Source organism: Salinibacterium sp. M195 (assembly GCF_019443965.1).
Taxonomy (GTDB): Bacteria; Actinomycetota; Actinomycetes; order Actinomycetales; family Microbacteriaceae; genus Rhodoglobus.
In genome coordinates, this window is the sequence record NZ_CP040814.1 from 2,956,280 (window position 1) to 2,971,825 (window position 15,546).

The 15,546-nt window shown below is 60.8% G+C and carries 14 protein-coding genes; 6 read left to right on the forward strand and 8 right to left on the reverse strand.

Features of this window, described 5'->3' with window-relative positions:
* Positions 1 to 12: 12 nt before the first annotated feature.
* The 4 genes from FFT87_RS14110 to FFT87_RS14125 all read left to right on the forward strand — a co-directional run bounded on the left by FFT87_RS14110 (position 13) and on the right by FFT87_RS14125 (position 4,151).
* Entirely contained in the window at positions 13 to 1,221 is a 1,209-nt protein-coding gene (locus tag FFT87_RS14110) for an MFS transporter (RefSeq protein ID WP_219949304.1), read from the forward strand.
* A 146-nt stretch (positions 1,222 to 1,367) separates the two neighbouring features.
* Positions 1,368 to 2,366 (forward strand): MetQ/NlpA family ABC transporter substrate-binding protein, encoded by a 999-nt coding sequence (locus FFT87_RS14115; protein WP_219949305.1) that lies wholly within the window; start codon positions 1,368 to 1,370, stop codon positions 2,364 to 2,366.
* Positions 2,367 to 2,460: 94 nt separating this feature from the next.
* The gene (locus FFT87_RS14120; protein ID WP_219949306.1) at positions 2,461 to 3,489 is read left to right on the forward strand and encodes a methionine ABC transporter ATP-binding protein; all 1,029 of its coding nucleotides are present in this window, start codon (positions 2,461 to 2,463) and stop codon (positions 3,487 to 3,489) included.
* A 2-nt stretch (positions 3,490 to 3,491) separates the two neighbouring features.
* Positions 3,492 to 4,151, forward strand: coding sequence for a methionine ABC transporter permease (locus tag FFT87_RS14125; RefSeq protein WP_219949307.1), 660 nt, complete (start codon positions 3,492 to 3,494; stop codon positions 4,149 to 4,151).
* Positions 4,152 to 4,179: 28 nt separating this feature from the next.
* Here the strand turns inward: FFT87_RS14125 and FFT87_RS14130 are convergent, their stop codons facing one another.
* The 3 genes from FFT87_RS14130 to FFT87_RS14140 form a co-directional block, all read right to left on the reverse strand.
* On the reverse strand, positions 4,180 to 5,178 hold the full coding sequence (locus FFT87_RS14130; RefSeq protein WP_219949308.1) for an aldo/keto reductase: 999 nt from the start codon (positions 5,176 to 5,178) through the stop codon (positions 4,180 to 4,182).
* A gap of 104 nt (positions 5,179 to 5,282) precedes the next feature.
* Positions 5,283 to 6,059, reverse strand: coding sequence for a VTC domain-containing protein (locus tag FFT87_RS14135; RefSeq protein ID WP_219949309.1), 777 nt, complete (start codon positions 6,057 to 6,059; stop codon positions 5,283 to 5,285).
* Positions 6,056 to 6,709 (reverse strand): DUF4956 domain-containing protein, encoded by a 654-nt coding sequence (locus FFT87_RS14140; RefSeq protein WP_219949310.1) that lies wholly within the window; start codon positions 6,707 to 6,709, stop codon positions 6,056 to 6,058. The genes FFT87_RS14135 and FFT87_RS14140 overlap by 4 nt, the downstream gene beginning before the upstream one ends.
* Before the next feature lie 154 nt (positions 6,710 to 6,863).
* Between FFT87_RS14140 and FFT87_RS14145 the strand changes: the two genes are divergently transcribed.
* Entirely contained in the window at positions 6,864 to 7,571 is a 708-nt protein-coding gene (locus tag FFT87_RS14145; protein WP_219949311.1) for a M50 family metallopeptidase, read from the forward strand.
* On the opposite strand, the gene FFT87_RS14150 is transcribed toward FFT87_RS14145, so the two are convergent.
* Positions 7,568 to 8,815 (reverse strand): FAD-dependent oxidoreductase, encoded by a 1,248-nt coding sequence (locus tag FFT87_RS14150; RefSeq protein ID WP_219949312.1) that lies wholly within the window; start codon positions 8,813 to 8,815, stop codon positions 7,568 to 7,570. The genes FFT87_RS14145 and FFT87_RS14150 overlap by 4 nt on opposite strands.
* 27 nt (positions 8,816 to 8,842) lie before the next feature.
* Positions 8,843 to 9,670 carry an alpha/beta fold hydrolase gene (locus FFT87_RS14155; protein WP_219949313.1) on the reverse strand — a complete coding sequence of 276 codons (828 nt, stop codon included), beginning with the start codon at positions 9,668 to 9,670 and terminating at the stop codon, positions 8,843 to 8,845.
* A gap of 123 nt (positions 9,671 to 9,793) precedes the next feature.
* Between FFT87_RS14155 and FFT87_RS14160 the strand changes: the two genes are divergently transcribed.
* The gene (locus tag FFT87_RS14160) at positions 9,794 to 10,738 is read left to right on the forward strand and encodes a DUF4349 domain-containing protein (protein WP_219949314.1); all 945 of its coding nucleotides are present in this window, start codon (positions 9,794 to 9,796) and stop codon (positions 10,736 to 10,738) included.
* Here the strand turns inward: FFT87_RS14160 and FFT87_RS14165 are convergent.
* From FFT87_RS14165 to glpK, 3 genes are all read right to left on the reverse strand, one after another.
* The gene (locus FFT87_RS14165; RefSeq protein WP_219949315.1) at positions 10,735 to 11,775 is read right to left on the reverse strand and encodes an LLM class flavin-dependent oxidoreductase; all 1,041 of its coding nucleotides are present in this window, start codon (positions 11,773 to 11,775) and stop codon (positions 10,735 to 10,737) included. The two genes, FFT87_RS14160 and FFT87_RS14165, sit on opposite strands and share 4 nt — an antisense overlap.
* Before the next feature lie 227 nt (positions 11,776 to 12,002).
* Entirely contained in the window at positions 12,003 to 13,853 is a 1,851-nt protein-coding gene (locus FFT87_RS14170; RefSeq protein WP_219949316.1) for a S9 family peptidase, read from the reverse strand.
* An 87-nt stretch (positions 13,854 to 13,940) separates the two neighbouring features.
* Entirely contained in the window at positions 13,941 to 15,458 is a 1,518-nt protein-coding gene (gene glpK, locus FFT87_RS14175; protein ID WP_219949317.1) for a glycerol kinase GlpK, read from the reverse strand.
* Between the last annotated feature and the right edge of the window lie 88 nt (positions 15,459 to 15,546).

The following is a 15,546-nucleotide window of genomic DNA, read 5'->3' on the forward strand; positions in this document are numbered from 1 at the left end:
GCTGGAGTTCTCGTGAACGCATACATCGACCTGCTTAAAACTCCAGGCATCGCCAGAATCATCGCGGCTCAACTAACCGCGCGACTTCCTGGTGGCATGCTCTCTTTAGCGATCCTGCTTCACGTTGAACAGATCCACAATTCTTATGGAGCGGCAGGTCTCGTGCTCGCCGCGACGAGCATCGGCCAAGGCGTTGCCGGGCCCCTCACCAGCCGCTGGATGGGCATCTGGGGAATGCGCAAAGTGCTCATTCTCACCCTTGTCATTTCAGCGACCGCAATTTTTACGATCGCCCTAGTTCCGCTCAGCGTCGGCATGTTCATGGTCGTCGGCCTCATCGCGGGGCTGAGCAACCCACCCGTACAACCTGCGGTCCGCACGATTTATCCCAAAATGGTGAACTCGAAACAGCTCACACCGCTGTTCTCCTTAGACGCCTCAGCTCAAGAAATCATCTGGGTTGCTGGCCCTGTCGTTGCCACGTTCTTGGCGATCCAGATATCCACCACCACAGCCATTGTTGTTGCTGGCGCGTTCCTCATCGGCGGCGGCGCCTGGTTCATCGCAAGCCCCGAAGTCGGTCAGGTGCGCATCCCCCGCAGCAAGCGTTCCTTTGGAACCGTGCTTCGACGCCGCCCCGTTTTGCTGGCAACAATCACCGGCTTCCTCCTGGTCGGTGCCGCATCAGCGGTTGAAGCATCCGTCGTCTCGGTGTTTGGTCACGACGGCCCCCAAGCCGGTTTCGTGCTGGGCATTTGGGCGATCGGCTCGCTCCTTGGCGGCTTGTTCCTCGGCCACTTACCCATCGGGCCGTGGGCGCTCGCCCGCCGCATGTTCATCGTTTTCGTCGGCATGGCATTGGCGATGATTTACCTCGACTTCTGGTGGCTCGCCGCGATGTTACTCATCGCTGGCATCGGCATCGCGCCCGCATTCGCCGTCATCTTTGCCATCGTGTCAGCCAGCGTAAAATTCAGCGACACCGCAGAGGCCTACGGCTGGGTCGGCACCGGTCAGTTGATTGGTGCAGCCCTCGGCTCTGCAATCGCCGGATTCCTTATCGATAGCTACGGGCCGATCGGTGGATTCTGGGCCGCAACCGTCATCGCAGCGCTCGGAGCGCTCGTTCCGGCACTTCTGCGAGGTTGGCACCCCGACTTGCGCGGCAAAGATGCTAGCCCTATCCCTGACACCGAGCCAATCAGCACCCTGCGCCAGTAGCCCATGCCCGCTCCCTGCGCGGCGAATCCCGTAGGACTGCGCAGCAATTGGTAACACTGCGTCACGCAGTTTTTCATCGCGACGCCGCTCACGAATACTTGGCCAGTCGTCACACGCACGACACCACCGTCGTGAAAGGTTTTGCCATGTCTGAACAGACACCCCTCATCTCCGCGCCCAAAAAGCGCGGAAAGCTTTATGCCCTCATCGCCGCCGGGATCGTTGTTGCCATTGCAATCATCACAGCCATCGTTCTCGCCGTCACGAGCTCGGGCGGCGACGATGTAGCCCCTGTCTCTCCCGGTGATGATTCGGATACCGCCGCAGCCATCACCGAAGGTAAAGGCTCATCAGCCGATCCCGTCACCATCGGAGTTGTCGGTGCGAGCGACCCCTACTGGGAGGTTTACAAAGATGCCGCAGCCGCCGAAGGGATCTCGATCGACCTCGTAGATTTCGGCAGCTATGAACTGCCCAACCCTGCCCTCACCGCGGGTGATCTCGACCTCAACCAGTTCCAACACATCATCTACCTCGCGCAGTACAACGAAGCAGCAGGAGCAGACCTCGCCCCGATCGGGGCAACCGCGATCTACCCCCTCGGCTTGTACTCAACCCAATTCGGCTCGCTAGAAGAAATCCCGGCTGGATCGACCGTTGCGGTTCCTAACGATGCCAGCAACCTCGCCCGCTCGCTGCTCGTTCTCCAGTCCGCCGGCCTCATTGAACTCGACGGAGGAGGCAGCATTTTTGTCACCCTCGATGACATCAAGACCGACACCTCGAAAGTAAAAGTGATCGCTCTCGAAGCCGCACTCGCCCCGACATCGCTACCGGATGTTGCTGCTGCCATCATCAACAATGACTTCGTCGAAGACGCCGGGCTGAGTTTCTCGGACGCGATCGCAACCGACGATCCCAGCGATGCAAACGCAGTGCCCTACATCAACATTTTCGCGGCCCGCGCTGACGATGCCAACAACGAGCTCTACCTCCAACTGGTCGACATCTTCCAGTCCACCCAGGCCGTGCAGGATGGCGTGCTCGAGGTTTCCGGAAACACCGCAGTGCTTCTCCAGACACCGGTGGGCGATCTCGTTGACTCGCTGTCAACGGTGCAGTCCGACATCCGCGCTCAGGGCTAAACGTCGAGGCGAGCTTTCTCGCCTGGCAAACTCACTCCTCATCGTCTGCGGGGGCGCGGACACAATTCGCACCCCCGCTTCTGGAAAGAACCTCATGACTGCAATCCAGCTCACCAACGTCTCCAAAGCGTTCCCGACGCGCACCCGCGGCGAGCGCCCCGTCCTCGCCCTCGACGACGTCTCGCTCACCATCGAACAGGGCGAGATCTTCGGCATCATCGGATACTCGGGGGCCGGAAAGTCGACTCTCGTACGCCTCATTAACGCCCTCGAACGTTCGAGCAGCGGCAGCATCCTGATCAACGGCACAGAGATGAGCTCCCTGCGTGAACGAGAACTGCGACGCATCCGGTTGGGCATCGGTATGGTCTTTCAGCAGTTCAACCTGTTCACCTCGCGCACCGTGTGGGGCAACATTGCCTACCCGCTCATCGTCGCGGGGGTTCCTCAAGCGGAGCATCAAGCGCGTATCTCAGAGTTGCTGCACTTCGTCGGGCTTGCCGACAAAGCCCACAGCTACCCCGACCAACTTTCGGGCGGGCAAAAACAGCGGGTCGGAATCGCACGCGCGCTGGCCACAAACCCAAGCATCCTGCTCGCAGACGAAGCGACAAGCGCTCTCGACCCCGAAACGACGAGGGAAGTACTCGCAGTACTCAAGCGGGCGAATGAAGAACTGGGGGTGACCATCGTGGTGATCACCCACGAAATGGAAGTTATCCGTTCGATCGCGCATACCGTTGCCGTCATGGACGCTGGCAGGGTTGTCGAGAGCGGCAGCGTCTTTGATATCTTCTCGGCCCCGCAATCAGAAACCACAAAAAAGTTCGTCTCCACCGTGGTGAAGGCGATCCCGGAACCCGCCGAACTCGCTGTACTGCGAGACCGGCATCCGGGTCGCATCGTCACGCTCTCTTTCCACGACGGCGACGCGACGCAGTCTGCCGTCTTCACGGAGTTGGCGAGCAGCGGTCTCGCCTTCGAGCTGATCTACGGAGGAATCAATGAGATTCAAGGGCGCTCGTTCGGCCACCTCACCGTAAGCATCACCGGCGATAGCACCGCGATCGACGCCGCACTCGCCAGAGTAGGCGCACTCGTGACCGTGACGGAGGTGAAGTAACGATGGAACAGCTCATCGACTTGCTGCCCCTACTCGGACAGTCAACATTCGAAACGCTCTACATCGTGGGACTAGCGCTCTTTTTTGGCGGGCTAGGCGGCTTGGTGTTGGGGCTTGGCCTCTACACAACGCGCCGCGGAAGCTTCCTCTCGAATGGGCCTGTTTTTACCGCGCTCAACGTTCTCGTGAACATCTTTCGGCCCATCCCTTTCATCATTTTCCTTGCCGCTGCCCAGCCGCTAGCTCGACTCGTTGTCGGCACCGGAATCGGCAACGACGCGATCATTTTCACGCTCTCGCTCGCGGCAGCATTCGGGATCAGTCGCATCGTTGAACAGAACCTGCTCACCGTGCAGCCGGGCGTGATTGAAGCCGCACGCGCAATGGGTGCCGGGCCGCTGCGCATCATCTTCACTCTGCTCATCCCCGAGGCCCTCGGACCGTTGATCCTCGGATACACCTTTATTTTTGTCGCGCTCGTCGACATGTCAGCCGTTGCCGGCTACATCGGCGGCGGTGGACTCGGAAACTTCGCCATCCAATACGGCTACCGGCTCTTCAACCCCACCGTCACTTGGGCGGCAGTCATCATCATCATCCTGCTGGTGCAACTCGTCCAGTGGGCCGGAAACACTGTCGCGCGGCGGGTTATGCGCCGCTAGAGCTAGCGGACGTGAGGCTCCGACGCGATTACCAGCGCGGATGCACGACAGCACGGAAATGGCGGTCGTAAATGTCGCGCACTCCAGCCATGAAGCCGTCGCTCAAGGCAGGCACTTCGCCGGCACCGGCGTTGGACTGAGCCTGAGCCACGTTGCGTGCTCCCGGAATCACCGAGCTCACACCGGGCTGCTGCGCAACCCACGCCAGGGCGACCTGCGGAGTCGAGAAATCAGCAACCGCAGGCTCGGCCGCGAGTAGGGCTGCGAACTCTTGAGCCGCCGCAACACCGGTCTCGAAATCGACGCCAGAGAAGGTCTCCCCCACGTCAAACGCTTCACCGTTGCGGTTGTAGGTGCGGTGGTCGTTTTGCGCGAATGTGGTGTCAACGCGGTACTTGCCACCGAGCAGACCGGAGGCCAGCGGAACACGGGCGATAATTCCGACGTCGGCAGCGAGGGCGGCTGGGAGAACGGCATCCAGCGGCTTGAGACGGAAGGCGTTGAGGATGATCTGCACGCTCGCGACGTTTGGTCGCGCAATCGCGGCGAGCGCCTCGTCCGCAGTCTCAACGCTCACGCCGTAGGCAGCGATCGCGCCGTCGGCGACGAGCACGTCAAGGTCGTCGAAGACCGTGTCCATGCCGAAAACTGCGGTGGGTGGGCAGTGCAGTTGCACGAGGTCGAGGGTGTCGACGCCGAGGTTTCTTCGCGAGCGGTCGGACCACTCGCGGAACTTCGCGAGAGTGAAGTTGCTGGGGTCTTGTGCCTCGCGCCGGCCCATCTTGGTCGCGACGGTGATATCGAGCTCTGGACGATCGGCTAGGTAGCTGCCAATGAACTTTTCGCTGCGACCATCGCCGTAGACATCGGCGGTGTCAAAGAAGGTGACTCCGCCATCCACTGCGGTATCGAGCACGCTGCGAGCATCCGCCTCGCTCACATCGCCCCAGTCGGCGCCCAACTGCCAGGTACCAAGGCCGATTGCGGATACAGAGCGGCCCGTGCGGCCGAGGGTGCGAATGTCCATGGCCTAACGCTACGCCTCCGCGACGACAAAGTTCGACCACGCAACAAACGTCGCCAGTCCGTCAGTGGCGGTCACGGACTGGCGAGGAGTTTGTGGGGCGGTGCTCAGGTAGCGACGCGCTCGAGCGCCGGAACGAAGTGTTGACGAAGCACCCGTGACCACCGGTTGTGAGGCAGTTCTGGGCGAAGGGCGGCGAGGCCCGTCGCAAACTTCGAGATGCGATCCGGGCGGTGCCCCATCCGCCAGAGCAGCCGGTCGACCTCGCTGGCTTGGCCCGATGATTTTGTCTCGACAATCACCGTGTCGTCAAAGCGAAGCACGTCATCGCCGCACTCCCACGCGAGAGCGCTGTCGATCGTGCAACGACTGCCACTGCCCGGCAAGAACAGGGTTGTGCGCGTGTAGCGGGTCGTGAGCACCTGCTCCATGGTGTCAGCATCGATACCGACAACCGAGGCATCCTGCAGCAGTTCGTCAATGTAATCGCGGCCTTCAGCGGTGAGCCGGTCCCGCTCCTCGAAGCTGTACGGAAGTCGCTGCTTGGCGGTCGTGCCGCGCGAACCTTTCGTCTTCACTTCGAGGTAGCAGTCCCCTGTGTCGAGGTAGCTGCGAGTGCGTGCCTTGAACCGACGGCGTCGAGGATGCGCGGCCAACAGATAACTCGCGGCCTCCGGAGTATCGAAGTACACCGACTCATAGCCGAAGTGCTGTTGCCCGTCGATCTCGAGCACCCGAGCCTGAGACTCGAGCTCGGCGAGCAGCGCCCCCATGTCGGATGCCGGCACCAGATACTTGCGGTCGACGCGCGTCAGTAGAGAGGCACGTTCGGCCAATTCCTCGAGCGAGATCGTGGCGAAGCGGGTTGTGGCTGGGGCGTTCATCGTTGCGCTGCTTCGAGGTTGTCGTGCGCACCATGTGCGATGGGCGGCGTCGCCGTGGTGCCGGACGATCGGGCGCCGTTAGTGAGGCGGTAGCGAACATCCACCATCGTCGTGTCATTGACGAGGTCGAGCTTTGTCACCGTGAGCGAGTGCACACGAGCGCCGAGCAGGTTTTCGAGACGTACTCGCAGAGTGGGCTCGTCGGCGATGGCGGCATCCAGTGTCACCGTCTGGTGGCGGTAGGCGCGGAATAGTCCCGGGTGGTCACCGAAGGTCATGACGAGCAAAATCATCGCCATGAGCGCTGGGGCAACATAGACAGAAACCAGCGAGGTCGTTTCACTCGCGAAACCGGCAGCGCCGAGCCCGGCGATGAGCCCGAGGGCGAGCGAGGCGAAGTAGTAGGCCACTTCGTGCTGCGCGATCTCAGAGGAACGGAGGCGGATGATCGAGAGCACTCCGAAGAGGCCAAGACCCAAGCCGACGCCCACCGCGCTATCGGCCAGCATGACCGTGACGGCCATGACGCCGACGTTCACAATGAGGTAAGCGACCAGCAGGTCTCGGCGACGGTGGCGCGCAAAGTACAGAGCGAAAGTGAGAACACCGACGGCGACAAGGTCGAGGGCGATCATGGTGAGTTGGCTCATTACGGGCTCCAAAGTTGAGACGAAGTATGGTCGTGCTGTCACGCTGGTACCCATTGAGCCGGAGAACTCTATGTACTTTCTATGAACGATCTCGACGCGGCGTGGGAGTCCCGAAACGTCCTCGACCCTGGCTCTGAGGTGAGAGAATTCGAGAATGGATGCCCTTCTCGACTCTCTCGCCCGCACGACCCCTGTCGACATTTCGCCGACCCTGCTGATCGTGATCGTTGCCGCGGCTGCCGTGCTGAGCATCCCGCAGCCCATCTGGAAATGGTTCGGCCTTTTCACGACGCTTGTGCACGAACTCGGTCACGCAGTCGGCGCGATCCTCACCGGGCGATTCGTGCACGGTATGAAGATCCGGATGAACCACTCCGGCGAGGCCGTCAGTAGCGGCCGCGGCAAACTCGGCTCCGTCATCAGCGGATCGCTTGGCTACCCGGCGCCGGCCATCGTCGGCGCGGTGCAACTGTGGTGCGTCACTCAGGGCTACACCGCGATGGCACTGTTCATTGGCGGGATCGTTTTGGTGCTCACACTGCTCGTGATCCGTAACCTGTTCGGCTTCCTCGTTGTAGCCGTCTCCGCCGCGGCGAGCGCCGCCCTCTGGGTGTGGGCGTCACCCGCGCTGCAGAGCTACGTGCTGCTCGTCATCGCGATCGCACTTCTCGTCGGAAGCGTACGGGGCCTCGCCACCGTGATTGGTGTGCACACCCGTCGTCGCGACCAGTTGAGCACCTCTGACGCCTACCTGCTCTTCAAGCGCACCGGAGTTCCCTCGGTGTTCTGGCTGCTCGTATTCACCGCTCTTATCGGCGCAAGTGTCGTCTGGGCCGTCACGATGGTGCTCGAAACGTACTAAGCGCGCGGTTTCAAAATGCCGGGCGCAATGCGTTCGGGGCGGAAGCCGTAGCCCACAATCCGCGCCAAAATCGGGCGCACGCGCGGCAGTATGACCGCAATCACGAAACGTTCGCGCAGGCGCGGAGGGTTGTGCAGAACGACTCCGCTCGTGGCGCGATCGATGAGCCGGTGCGCTACTCGTTGCATGCGCTGCATGAGCACCGTCGGCAGCGTGCGGCGCCGCTGAACTGCAACACACACGGCGTCGAGTGCTGCGGCATCCGTGCCCTGTTTTCGCAACACGGGAACGAGCGCGTTCGCGAGGGCAACGGCGTCTTGAATGGCGTAGTTGATGCCCACGCCGAACGCGGGAGACATCGCATGAGCGGCATCGCCGATGCAGATCGCGCCGGGAACCGACCACTCGGGCAGGCGATTGATCTGCACTGACAGTAGCTTCACATCGTCGAAGCTGCTGATCTCGTGGGTGACTTCGCCGAGGCGCGGTGCGGTGCTCGCGATCTTGTCACGGAAGGCTTCGATGCCCGCTCGCTGAAATTCAGGAAAACTGCCTTTTCGAATGAGGAGCCCGCACTGAAAGTAGCCGGGCCGCGGGATCGTCACGAGGGCCGATCCACCCCGGATATTCGCGAGGGTGTCCCGCATTGGTTTCGTCGGCCGTGGCACTCGAAACCACAGCACATCTATGGGCACTCCGTAGTCTGCTGGCACCAATCCCAGCGAGTCGCGCACGGCAGAGGCACGCCCATCAGCCGCGACGGTCAGTGCCGCGGTGACGCGTAGCGGGCCATCCGGGGTCGAAGCTTCAATACCGACGACTCGGCCATTCTCCTGAATTTCCGTGTGGGCGGTCGCTTCCAGCACCAGCCGGAACGACGGCTGCCTCTGCGCCTCCTCGACCAGCATGTTCAGCAGATCCCACTGTGGCATCAGCGTGACGTAGCGGTGCGGGGCCGGTAGCGAGGTGAAATCGACGGCATGAACCCGGATGCCGTCAATCACGGCATCAAGAGCAGAGAGTTCGCTGTGATCGATCGCACTCGCGGTCTCGCCCAGCCCGAGCTGGTCAAGAAGATTCAGCGTCGAGGGGTGCACCGTGTCACCTCGAAAGTCGCGCAGGAAGTCGGCGTGCTTCTCGAGGACGACCACGTCGACCCCGGCTCGCGCGAAGATCAGTCCTGCGACAATCCCCGCTGGGCCGCCACCCGCAATACAGACTGTGGTGTCGAGTTGCTGCGCCATGAGGGTTCCCTCCGTTGTGCCACCACGCTACTTGTTCTTGGCAGCAACCTCACGGTCGGCAGTGATCACGTGAACGAGGCGGCGCGCGAGACGCTTGCGCACTAGGTGGTCGTTGGCCTCGACCTTGTGCATCGTCACGTGTCGCATTTGTTCGATGATGCGCATCGTTCCTGGCGCGATGAACTGATCGAGGGAGCCGTAGACAACATCAATCGGCACACGTACCGCGGCGATGTCACTCACCGTTGTCTGTTGCTCGATACAGTTCTGTAGGCTCAACCCAAATGCCCGCCAGTTGTGTTCTGAGACATCGAGAATATCGTCGAGCTGAAAGAGCCGCCGCAACGTTTCGACGGTGGCCATCGTGAATTCCTTGTTTGTGCGCAGAAACTCGTAGGCCCGCATATAAGCGCCGATGCGCGCGCGAATCAGAGGATCACCGATCTGGCTGGCTGGCACATAAATCGGTGGGCTGACTAACACGAGCCGACTGACCTCTCGGGGGTAGGTCGCCGCAAAACGGGCGGCGAGCAGACTTCCGAGGGAGTGCCCGACCAGGATGAACGGGGCATCGAGCTTGAGCGAGTGCACGGTCGCGGTGATTGAAGCGACGTGTTCCTCAATGGTGTAATTCGACTCCTTAGGGCTGGGAGAATCACCAAAGCCGAGGAGATCGAGGGAAATGCAGCGGTAGTGGTCCGAGAGTTGCGGAACCACATGGGCGAACGTTGCGGCCGACGATGCGATGCCGTGAAGAAGAATAATCACGGGACCTTCGCCGACATCGCTAGCGATGTTCAGGATAGGAGCTCGCGACGGAAACAACGTTCGCCGGATCGTTCTCCAGAAGGTCATGGCCCTAGTATCCCAGCCACAGCGGCGGGATATCGGGTGGGGACCTCCATCGTTCTTTGTGACGCCCGAAAAGTCAGAAACGTTGGGTAGTTCTTGCAGTGCCCTCGGCCGTAGGTTGAGACCATGAGGCGCACACTATTCATCACCACAGCAATCGCACTGTCATCCCTAACCCTTGCCGGATGCTCGGCTGGGGTTAGCGACATGTCATCAAACGAGTCGCAAGAGTATCTGATCGATGAGGCGGGAGACGGAGGTTTTAGCCCCGCAGAGAGCGCTGGCGTCCCCGTCGCCGACGAAAGCGTTCGCAGCGATACTCTCACTTCGGATGCCGCACGAGATGTCATTACCACCGGCTACCTGTCGGTGACGGTGGAGACCCCCGAGGAAGCGACCAATGACGCGATCCGCATCACCGAGTCAGTCGGTGGTCGCGTCGACGGGCGCAACGAATATGCGCCCCAGGAGGGCACCCGCGGCAGTTCCACGCTGACGCTGCGTATTCCGGCCGCCGATCTCACCGCCACCCTCGACAAGTTCAAGGAGCTTGGCACGGTGCAAGAGGTATCAATCAGCGCGGTAGACGTCACTATGGAGTCTCGCGATCTGGAGGCACGCATCACCGCACTTGATGCCTCGGTCGACCGCTTGCTTGCGCTACTCACTAAGGCCGAAGACACTGAGACGCTCATCCAGTTAGAAACAGCAATTTCTGGGCGCCAAGGAGAACTTGAAAGCCTGAAGTCGCAAAAGCGCTACTTTGACGATCAAGTCGCCATGTCCACCATCACCCTCAACCTCATTTCGGTCGCGGATGCGCCGGCCACCGAGCCAAGCAACTTCTTCGACGGGCTCGTTGCGGGGTGGAATGGTTTAGTCGCCTTCTTCGCGACCCTGCTCGTGGGAATTGGCGTACTGGTGCCGTGGATTGTGTTGCTAGCCATTGTCGGCGGCATCGTCCTGCTGATCGTGCGCTCCAAGCGCCGCTCACGCCGCGCCACTGAAGCTGTTGCTGCTGATGCAGATGCCACCCCGGCCCCTGCGCCGGAGTCAGCAGACCTCAGCTAGACGCCTTCCGCCAGCAACTCCCGCACCCGAGGAACGACCTCGGTGGCATACAACTCAATACTGCGCATCATGCGCTCATGAGGCAGGGTTCCTGCGCTGTACTTCATATCGAATCGCTGGATGCCGAGTGCAGAGATCGTCTTCGCGATCTTCTGCGCTACGGTCTCCGGCGATCCGGCATACATGGAGCCGTGCTTCACTTCGCCGATGAATTCGTCGACGCTCGACTCTGGCCAGCCACGGTCTCGGCCGATGCGATCCCGCATCACTTTGTAGTGGGGCCACAGCTCGTCGACGACCTTGTCGTCGGAGTCTGTAATGTAGCCGGGCGAGTGCACGGCGATGGGGAGGTCAGGCTGTCCCAGCTCGGCGAGCGCGCGGTGGAAGAGCTCGGCATACGGAGCGAAGCGTTCCGGCTGGCCGCCGATGATCGCCAAGACCAAAGGCATCCCGTAGCGAGCTGCACGCACGACAGACTCGGGGCTTCCGCCTACGCCGATCCAGGTCTTGAGCGAGCCAGACTCGGTGCGCGGAAAGACTTCTTGGTTCGTGAGTCCGGCACGCAAAGTGCCGGTCCAGGTAACCGGTTCTTCCTTGATGAGCTCGGAGAAGAGGTCGAGCTTTTCCGAAAAGAGAGTTTCGTAGTCAGCGAGGTTGTAGCCAAAGAGTGGGAATGATTCGGTGAAGGAGCCGCGACCGAGGATGATCTCCGCGCGGCCATTCGATAGTGCATCCACGGTGGCAAAGCGTTCGTAAACGCGCACCGGGTCATCAGAGCTCAATACCGTCACGGCGGAGCCGAGCTGAATGTTCGTCGTCGCCGCAGCGAGAGCCCCCAAGACGGTCTCGGGAGCCGTGATCGCGAAATCGTCGCGGTGGTGCTCGCCGACGCCGAAGTAGTCGATGCCGAGTCTGTCGGCCAGCACTCCTTCAGCAACCACGTTGCGGATGACCTGCGCCTGGCTCAACGGTGCGCCATCTTCGTCTACCGTGACGTCGCCAAATGTGCCGAGTCCAAACTGAACCTGCTGATTCACGAGCTCCCTTTCGCTGAGACGCCAATCGCGTCGCTAGGCAAAACCGTAGTCGTGCATCCGCTATTCCGCGATTGCGATGAGCGCACCCGCCAATTGGCGGATTGGTGAATGCCGTGCAGCTCCGCCTGCATCCCCCGGCACGCCCGCTCCGCACGCAACAGTGCCCCGGTCATGGTCACGACCGGGGCACTGTTGCTATTGCCGATACAGGATCGGCTGCTGTGTACTTACGCTGCAGTAAGCGTGTTCGATACCGAGATGAGGGTAACGATTGCCGCGTTGATGAAGCCGGCGATGTACGGGTTGTTCGTCTCACGGTAGATCTTGCGCGAGATGACTGCGGTCACGGCCAAGATGACGATAACCGGGTATAGCCAGATGCTGAAGATTCCGCCGAAGCCGTCGATCGTGTACCCCGTGGTGAAGAAGTTGGTGTACTGAGCGATGACGAGAACGATGGGTGCCAGAGCATTGAAGAACGCCAGCAGTGCCGTGTTGATCCACTCCTTGCCGCGGATGGAGAAGCGGTTGAAGGCGTTGACCGCAACCGAGTTAGCGACAAAGTAGATCGCGAACAGCGGCAGGTACATCAGCGCGATGCCGACCTTGTCAGGGGTGAAGGCCTTGACGGCGATAACCCACCAGCGGAAGTCGGTCTTGAAGAAGTAGTCGAGCACGAAGACGATCGCGTATGCCGAAACGACGACGACAAAGGCGAGACCGACTCCGTGGAAGAACTTCTTCCACCCAGGGAGCACTCCGGAGGCACGAAGGTCGAGACCGTTCTTGCGTCCGAAGACCAGGTACGAAATCACCATGATGATGATCGCGGCGATAGCGTTTACCGCTGCCCAGAAGGCGACGAAGAACACAGCACCCTGCGGCATGAAGAACGGAACAGCGTTGAAGGCAATCGCTCCCACCCACGGGGTGTTAGCGATGATCAACCAGCTCGCACCGGAGATGAATGCCGAAACGACGAGTCCGCCCCAGAACCACGCGAGTCCCTTGCGAGTTGCGGGCACCACGGTTGCTGCCGGTGCACGAAGACCAGCGAAAGCGCGAGTCGAGAGCATGGCGCGTGTGAAGGCGAGCAGGAAGATTCCGAAGCCGATCAGGCCGAAGAGCGTGAACGTCTCCTTGACTTGCCAGATCTGCGCACCGGATGCGATCTCGTTGGGAGCGCCGAATGCTTCTTCGAAGAACTCGATCTGGCTTGCAACGGTGGTCTTCGAGATGGTTCCCCACGGGTGGTTCTCTGCCGGCGTGTAGACAACGCGCAGCGCGTCTTGGCCGTCGACGGAGTCGGTGAAGAACTCGCTCGCTCCGCGCATGTCAGACGAGACCTCTTCCGGGTTAGCACCGAAGTGGAGGAACGACTGTGCGTTCGGGGTTCCGATGTAGTCACGCGGCGGGGTCAGTACGGCACCCTCTGCGCTGTAGCTACGGAAGAAGAACTCGTCGTACTGGTCAGCAACGATTCCGACATCGCGGGCACCGTAAAGGTTGAAGTATGCGTTCTCAGCCTCGGCATCCGTGTAGACGGCGTCGTTGTCGACCAGCAGAACTGCCGCAATGAGCTGCTCGTCTGCTGCGTTGTCGATGAACATCGAGTAGTTCGCTGCCCGAGCACCGTTCGAGTGACCGCTAACACCAATCTGGTCGGTGTCGACGTAGGGGAAGTCGGCAACGAGCTTCACAGCGTCGTACATTCCGGTTCCGCCCAGAGTGACATCGGTGGTCAGCGGCGACGAGTTGCCGTGACCATACATGTCGATCGATACGACAACGTAGCCACGACGTGCAAGCTCAACATAGTTGGCGTCTTGCATTTCGCGGTTGTTCCACCAACCGTGGCTGACCACGATTGCGGGGACCTTGTTGTCAACCGTTGCGGTGTCTGGCTTGAAGAGCAGTGCGCTCATCATCTGGCCTGACGAGGTTTCCCAGCGCATGTCTTTGACGCTGATGCTGCCGGCGCCGGTTTGAACGATGGACGCACCAATAGATGCGACCAACATCATTACTAACGAGAGAACGAGCCAGAAGCTGTTCCTCTTGACTAGTGAGGTTTTCATTGATTCCCTACCCCTTCGTGGGTATCGATTGCTGTGTAGTGCTGGGCGTGACTGACAGCACGCCCGTCATGGGTTTTGGTAGGTAAATCAGGTCTCCACGTCCTCATCAACCCAGCCCATGGTCTTGGTTACCGCTTTTTTCCAGTTGCGGTAAAGCTGATCTCTCTCGAGGCGAGCCATCTGTGGCGTCCACCTCTTGTCTTCGTTCCAGGTCGACAGCACGTCGTCTTCGCTGTCCCAGAAACCGATCGCAATTCCGGCGGCGAATGCTGCGCCGAGGGCGGTCGTTTCGGTGATGCGGGGGCGGATGACATCCACGCCCAGCTGGTCAGCCTGAAACTGCATGAGAAGTTCGTTTGCCACCATGCCGCCGTCAACGCGCAGCTCTGCGAGGTCGACTCCGGCATCCGCGTTCATCGCATCCATGACTTCGCGTGTCTGGTACGCGGTGGCTTCGAGGGCGGCGCGAGCGATGTGGTTCTTGGTGACGTAACGGGTGAGGCCGAGAAGGGCTCCCCGAGCATCCGGTCGCCAGTAAGGGGCAAAGAGTCCGGAGAACGCTGGCACAAAGTAGGCACCGCCGTTGTCTTCGACTTCGAGTGCAAGTCGCTCAACGTCGGGGGCGTCGGAGAACATTCCGAGGTTGTCGCGCAGCCACTGGATGAGGGAACCGGTGACCGCGATTGACCCTTCGAGCGCATACACGGGTGCAGCGTCACCGATTTTGTAGCAGACGGTGGTGATGAGCCCATTGTTGCTGTGCACTCGCTTGGTGCCGGTGTTGAGCAGCAAGAAGTTGCCGGTACCGTACGTGTTCTTGGCCATTCCTTCGCTGAAGCAGGCTTGACCAAAGGTCGCTGCCTGCTGGTCGCCGAGGATGCCGGCGATGGGAACGCCCGGCAGCGAACCGTGGTCGCGGCAGTGGCCGAAAATCTCGCTGGAGGAACGAATCTCGGGCAGCATCGACATCGGGATGCCCATGTCGGCCGCGATATCTTCGCGCCACTGCAGAGTGTCGAGGTCCATCAACATGGTGCGGGATGCGTTGGTCACGTCGGTGGCGTGCACTCCCCCGTCGATGCCGCCGGTGAGGTTCCACAGCAACCAGGTGTCGATGGTTCCGAAGAGGAGTTCGCCACGGTCGGCGGCTTCTTGAGCGCCGTCGATGTAACGAAGGATCCAGGTGACTTTGGGGCCGGCAAAGTACGGCGCGAGCGGCAGGCCCGTGATGGCTTTGTACTTTTCGAGCCCGTCACTGCCGGCAAGCTCGGTGACAATGTGCTGGGTGCGGGTGTCTTGCCAGACGATCGCGTTGGTAACGGGGATGCCGGTGAGCTTGTTCCAGACGACCGTGGTCTCACGCTGATTGGTGATTCCGACCGCGCCGATGTCTTGGTGGGTGAGGTTGGCTCGGGCCAGTGATAGGCCAACGGTCTCGCGAACGTTATTCCAGATCTCCATCGGGTCGTGCTCGACCCAGCCCGCCCGCGGAAAAATCTGTTCGTGTTCGAGCTGGCCGTTCGAGATAATGCGCGCGTCATGATCAAAGATGATCGAGCGCGAGCTCGTCGTTCCTTGGTCAATTGACAGTATGTATTTTGTCATTTGCGGCGTATCTCCATTGATCGTCTGTGGCGCTAATCGTCGGTAGAGCGTTCGGGTTTTGTGCGCTTATCGGCACGGGCGATGCGGT

Excerpts from the sequence above, each read along its gene's own strand:
- FFT87_RS14145 (WP_219949311.1), top strand. The coding sequence starts at position 6,864 with ATGGATGCCCTTCTCGACTCTCTCGCCCGCACGACCCCTGTCGACATT.
- FFT87_RS14150 (WP_219949312.1), bottom strand. The coding sequence starts at position 8,815 with ATGGCGCAGCAACTCGACACCACAGTCTGTATTGCGGGTGGCGGCCCA.
- FFT87_RS14130 (WP_219949308.1), bottom strand. The coding sequence starts at position 5,178 with ATGGACATTCGCACCCTCGGCCGCACGGGCCGCTCTGTATCCGCAATC.
- FFT87_RS14120 (WP_219949306.1), top strand. The coding sequence starts at position 2,461 with ATGACTGCAATCCAGCTCACCAACGTCTCCAAAGCGTTCCCGACGCGC.
- glpK (WP_219949317.1), bottom strand. The coding sequence starts at position 15,458 with ATGACAAAATACATACTGTCAATTGACCAAGGAACGACGAGCTCGCGC.
- FFT87_RS14160 (WP_219949314.1), top strand. The coding sequence starts at position 9,794 with ATGAGGCGCACACTATTCATCACCACAGCAATCGCACTGTCATCCCTA.
- FFT87_RS14125 (WP_219949307.1), top strand. The coding sequence starts at position 3,492 with ATGGAACAGCTCATCGACTTGCTGCCCCTACTCGGACAGTCAACATTC.
- FFT87_RS14140 (WP_219949310.1), bottom strand. The coding sequence starts at position 6,709 with ATGAGCCAACTCACCATGATCGCCCTCGACCTTGTCGCCGTCGGTGTT.
- FFT87_RS14135 (WP_219949309.1), bottom strand. The coding sequence starts at position 6,059 with ATGAACGCCCCAGCCACAACCCGCTTCGCCACGATCTCGCTCGAGGAA.
- FFT87_RS14115 (WP_219949305.1), top strand. The coding sequence starts at position 1,368 with ATGTCTGAACAGACACCCCTCATCTCCGCGCCCAAAAAGCGCGGAAAG.
- FFT87_RS14170 (WP_219949316.1), bottom strand. The coding sequence starts at position 13,853 with ATGAAAACCTCACTAGTCAAGAGGAACAGCTTCTGGCTCGTTCTCTCG.
- FFT87_RS14155 (WP_219949313.1), bottom strand. The coding sequence starts at position 9,670 with ATGACCTTCTGGAGAACGATCCGGCGAACGTTGTTTCCGTCGCGAGCT.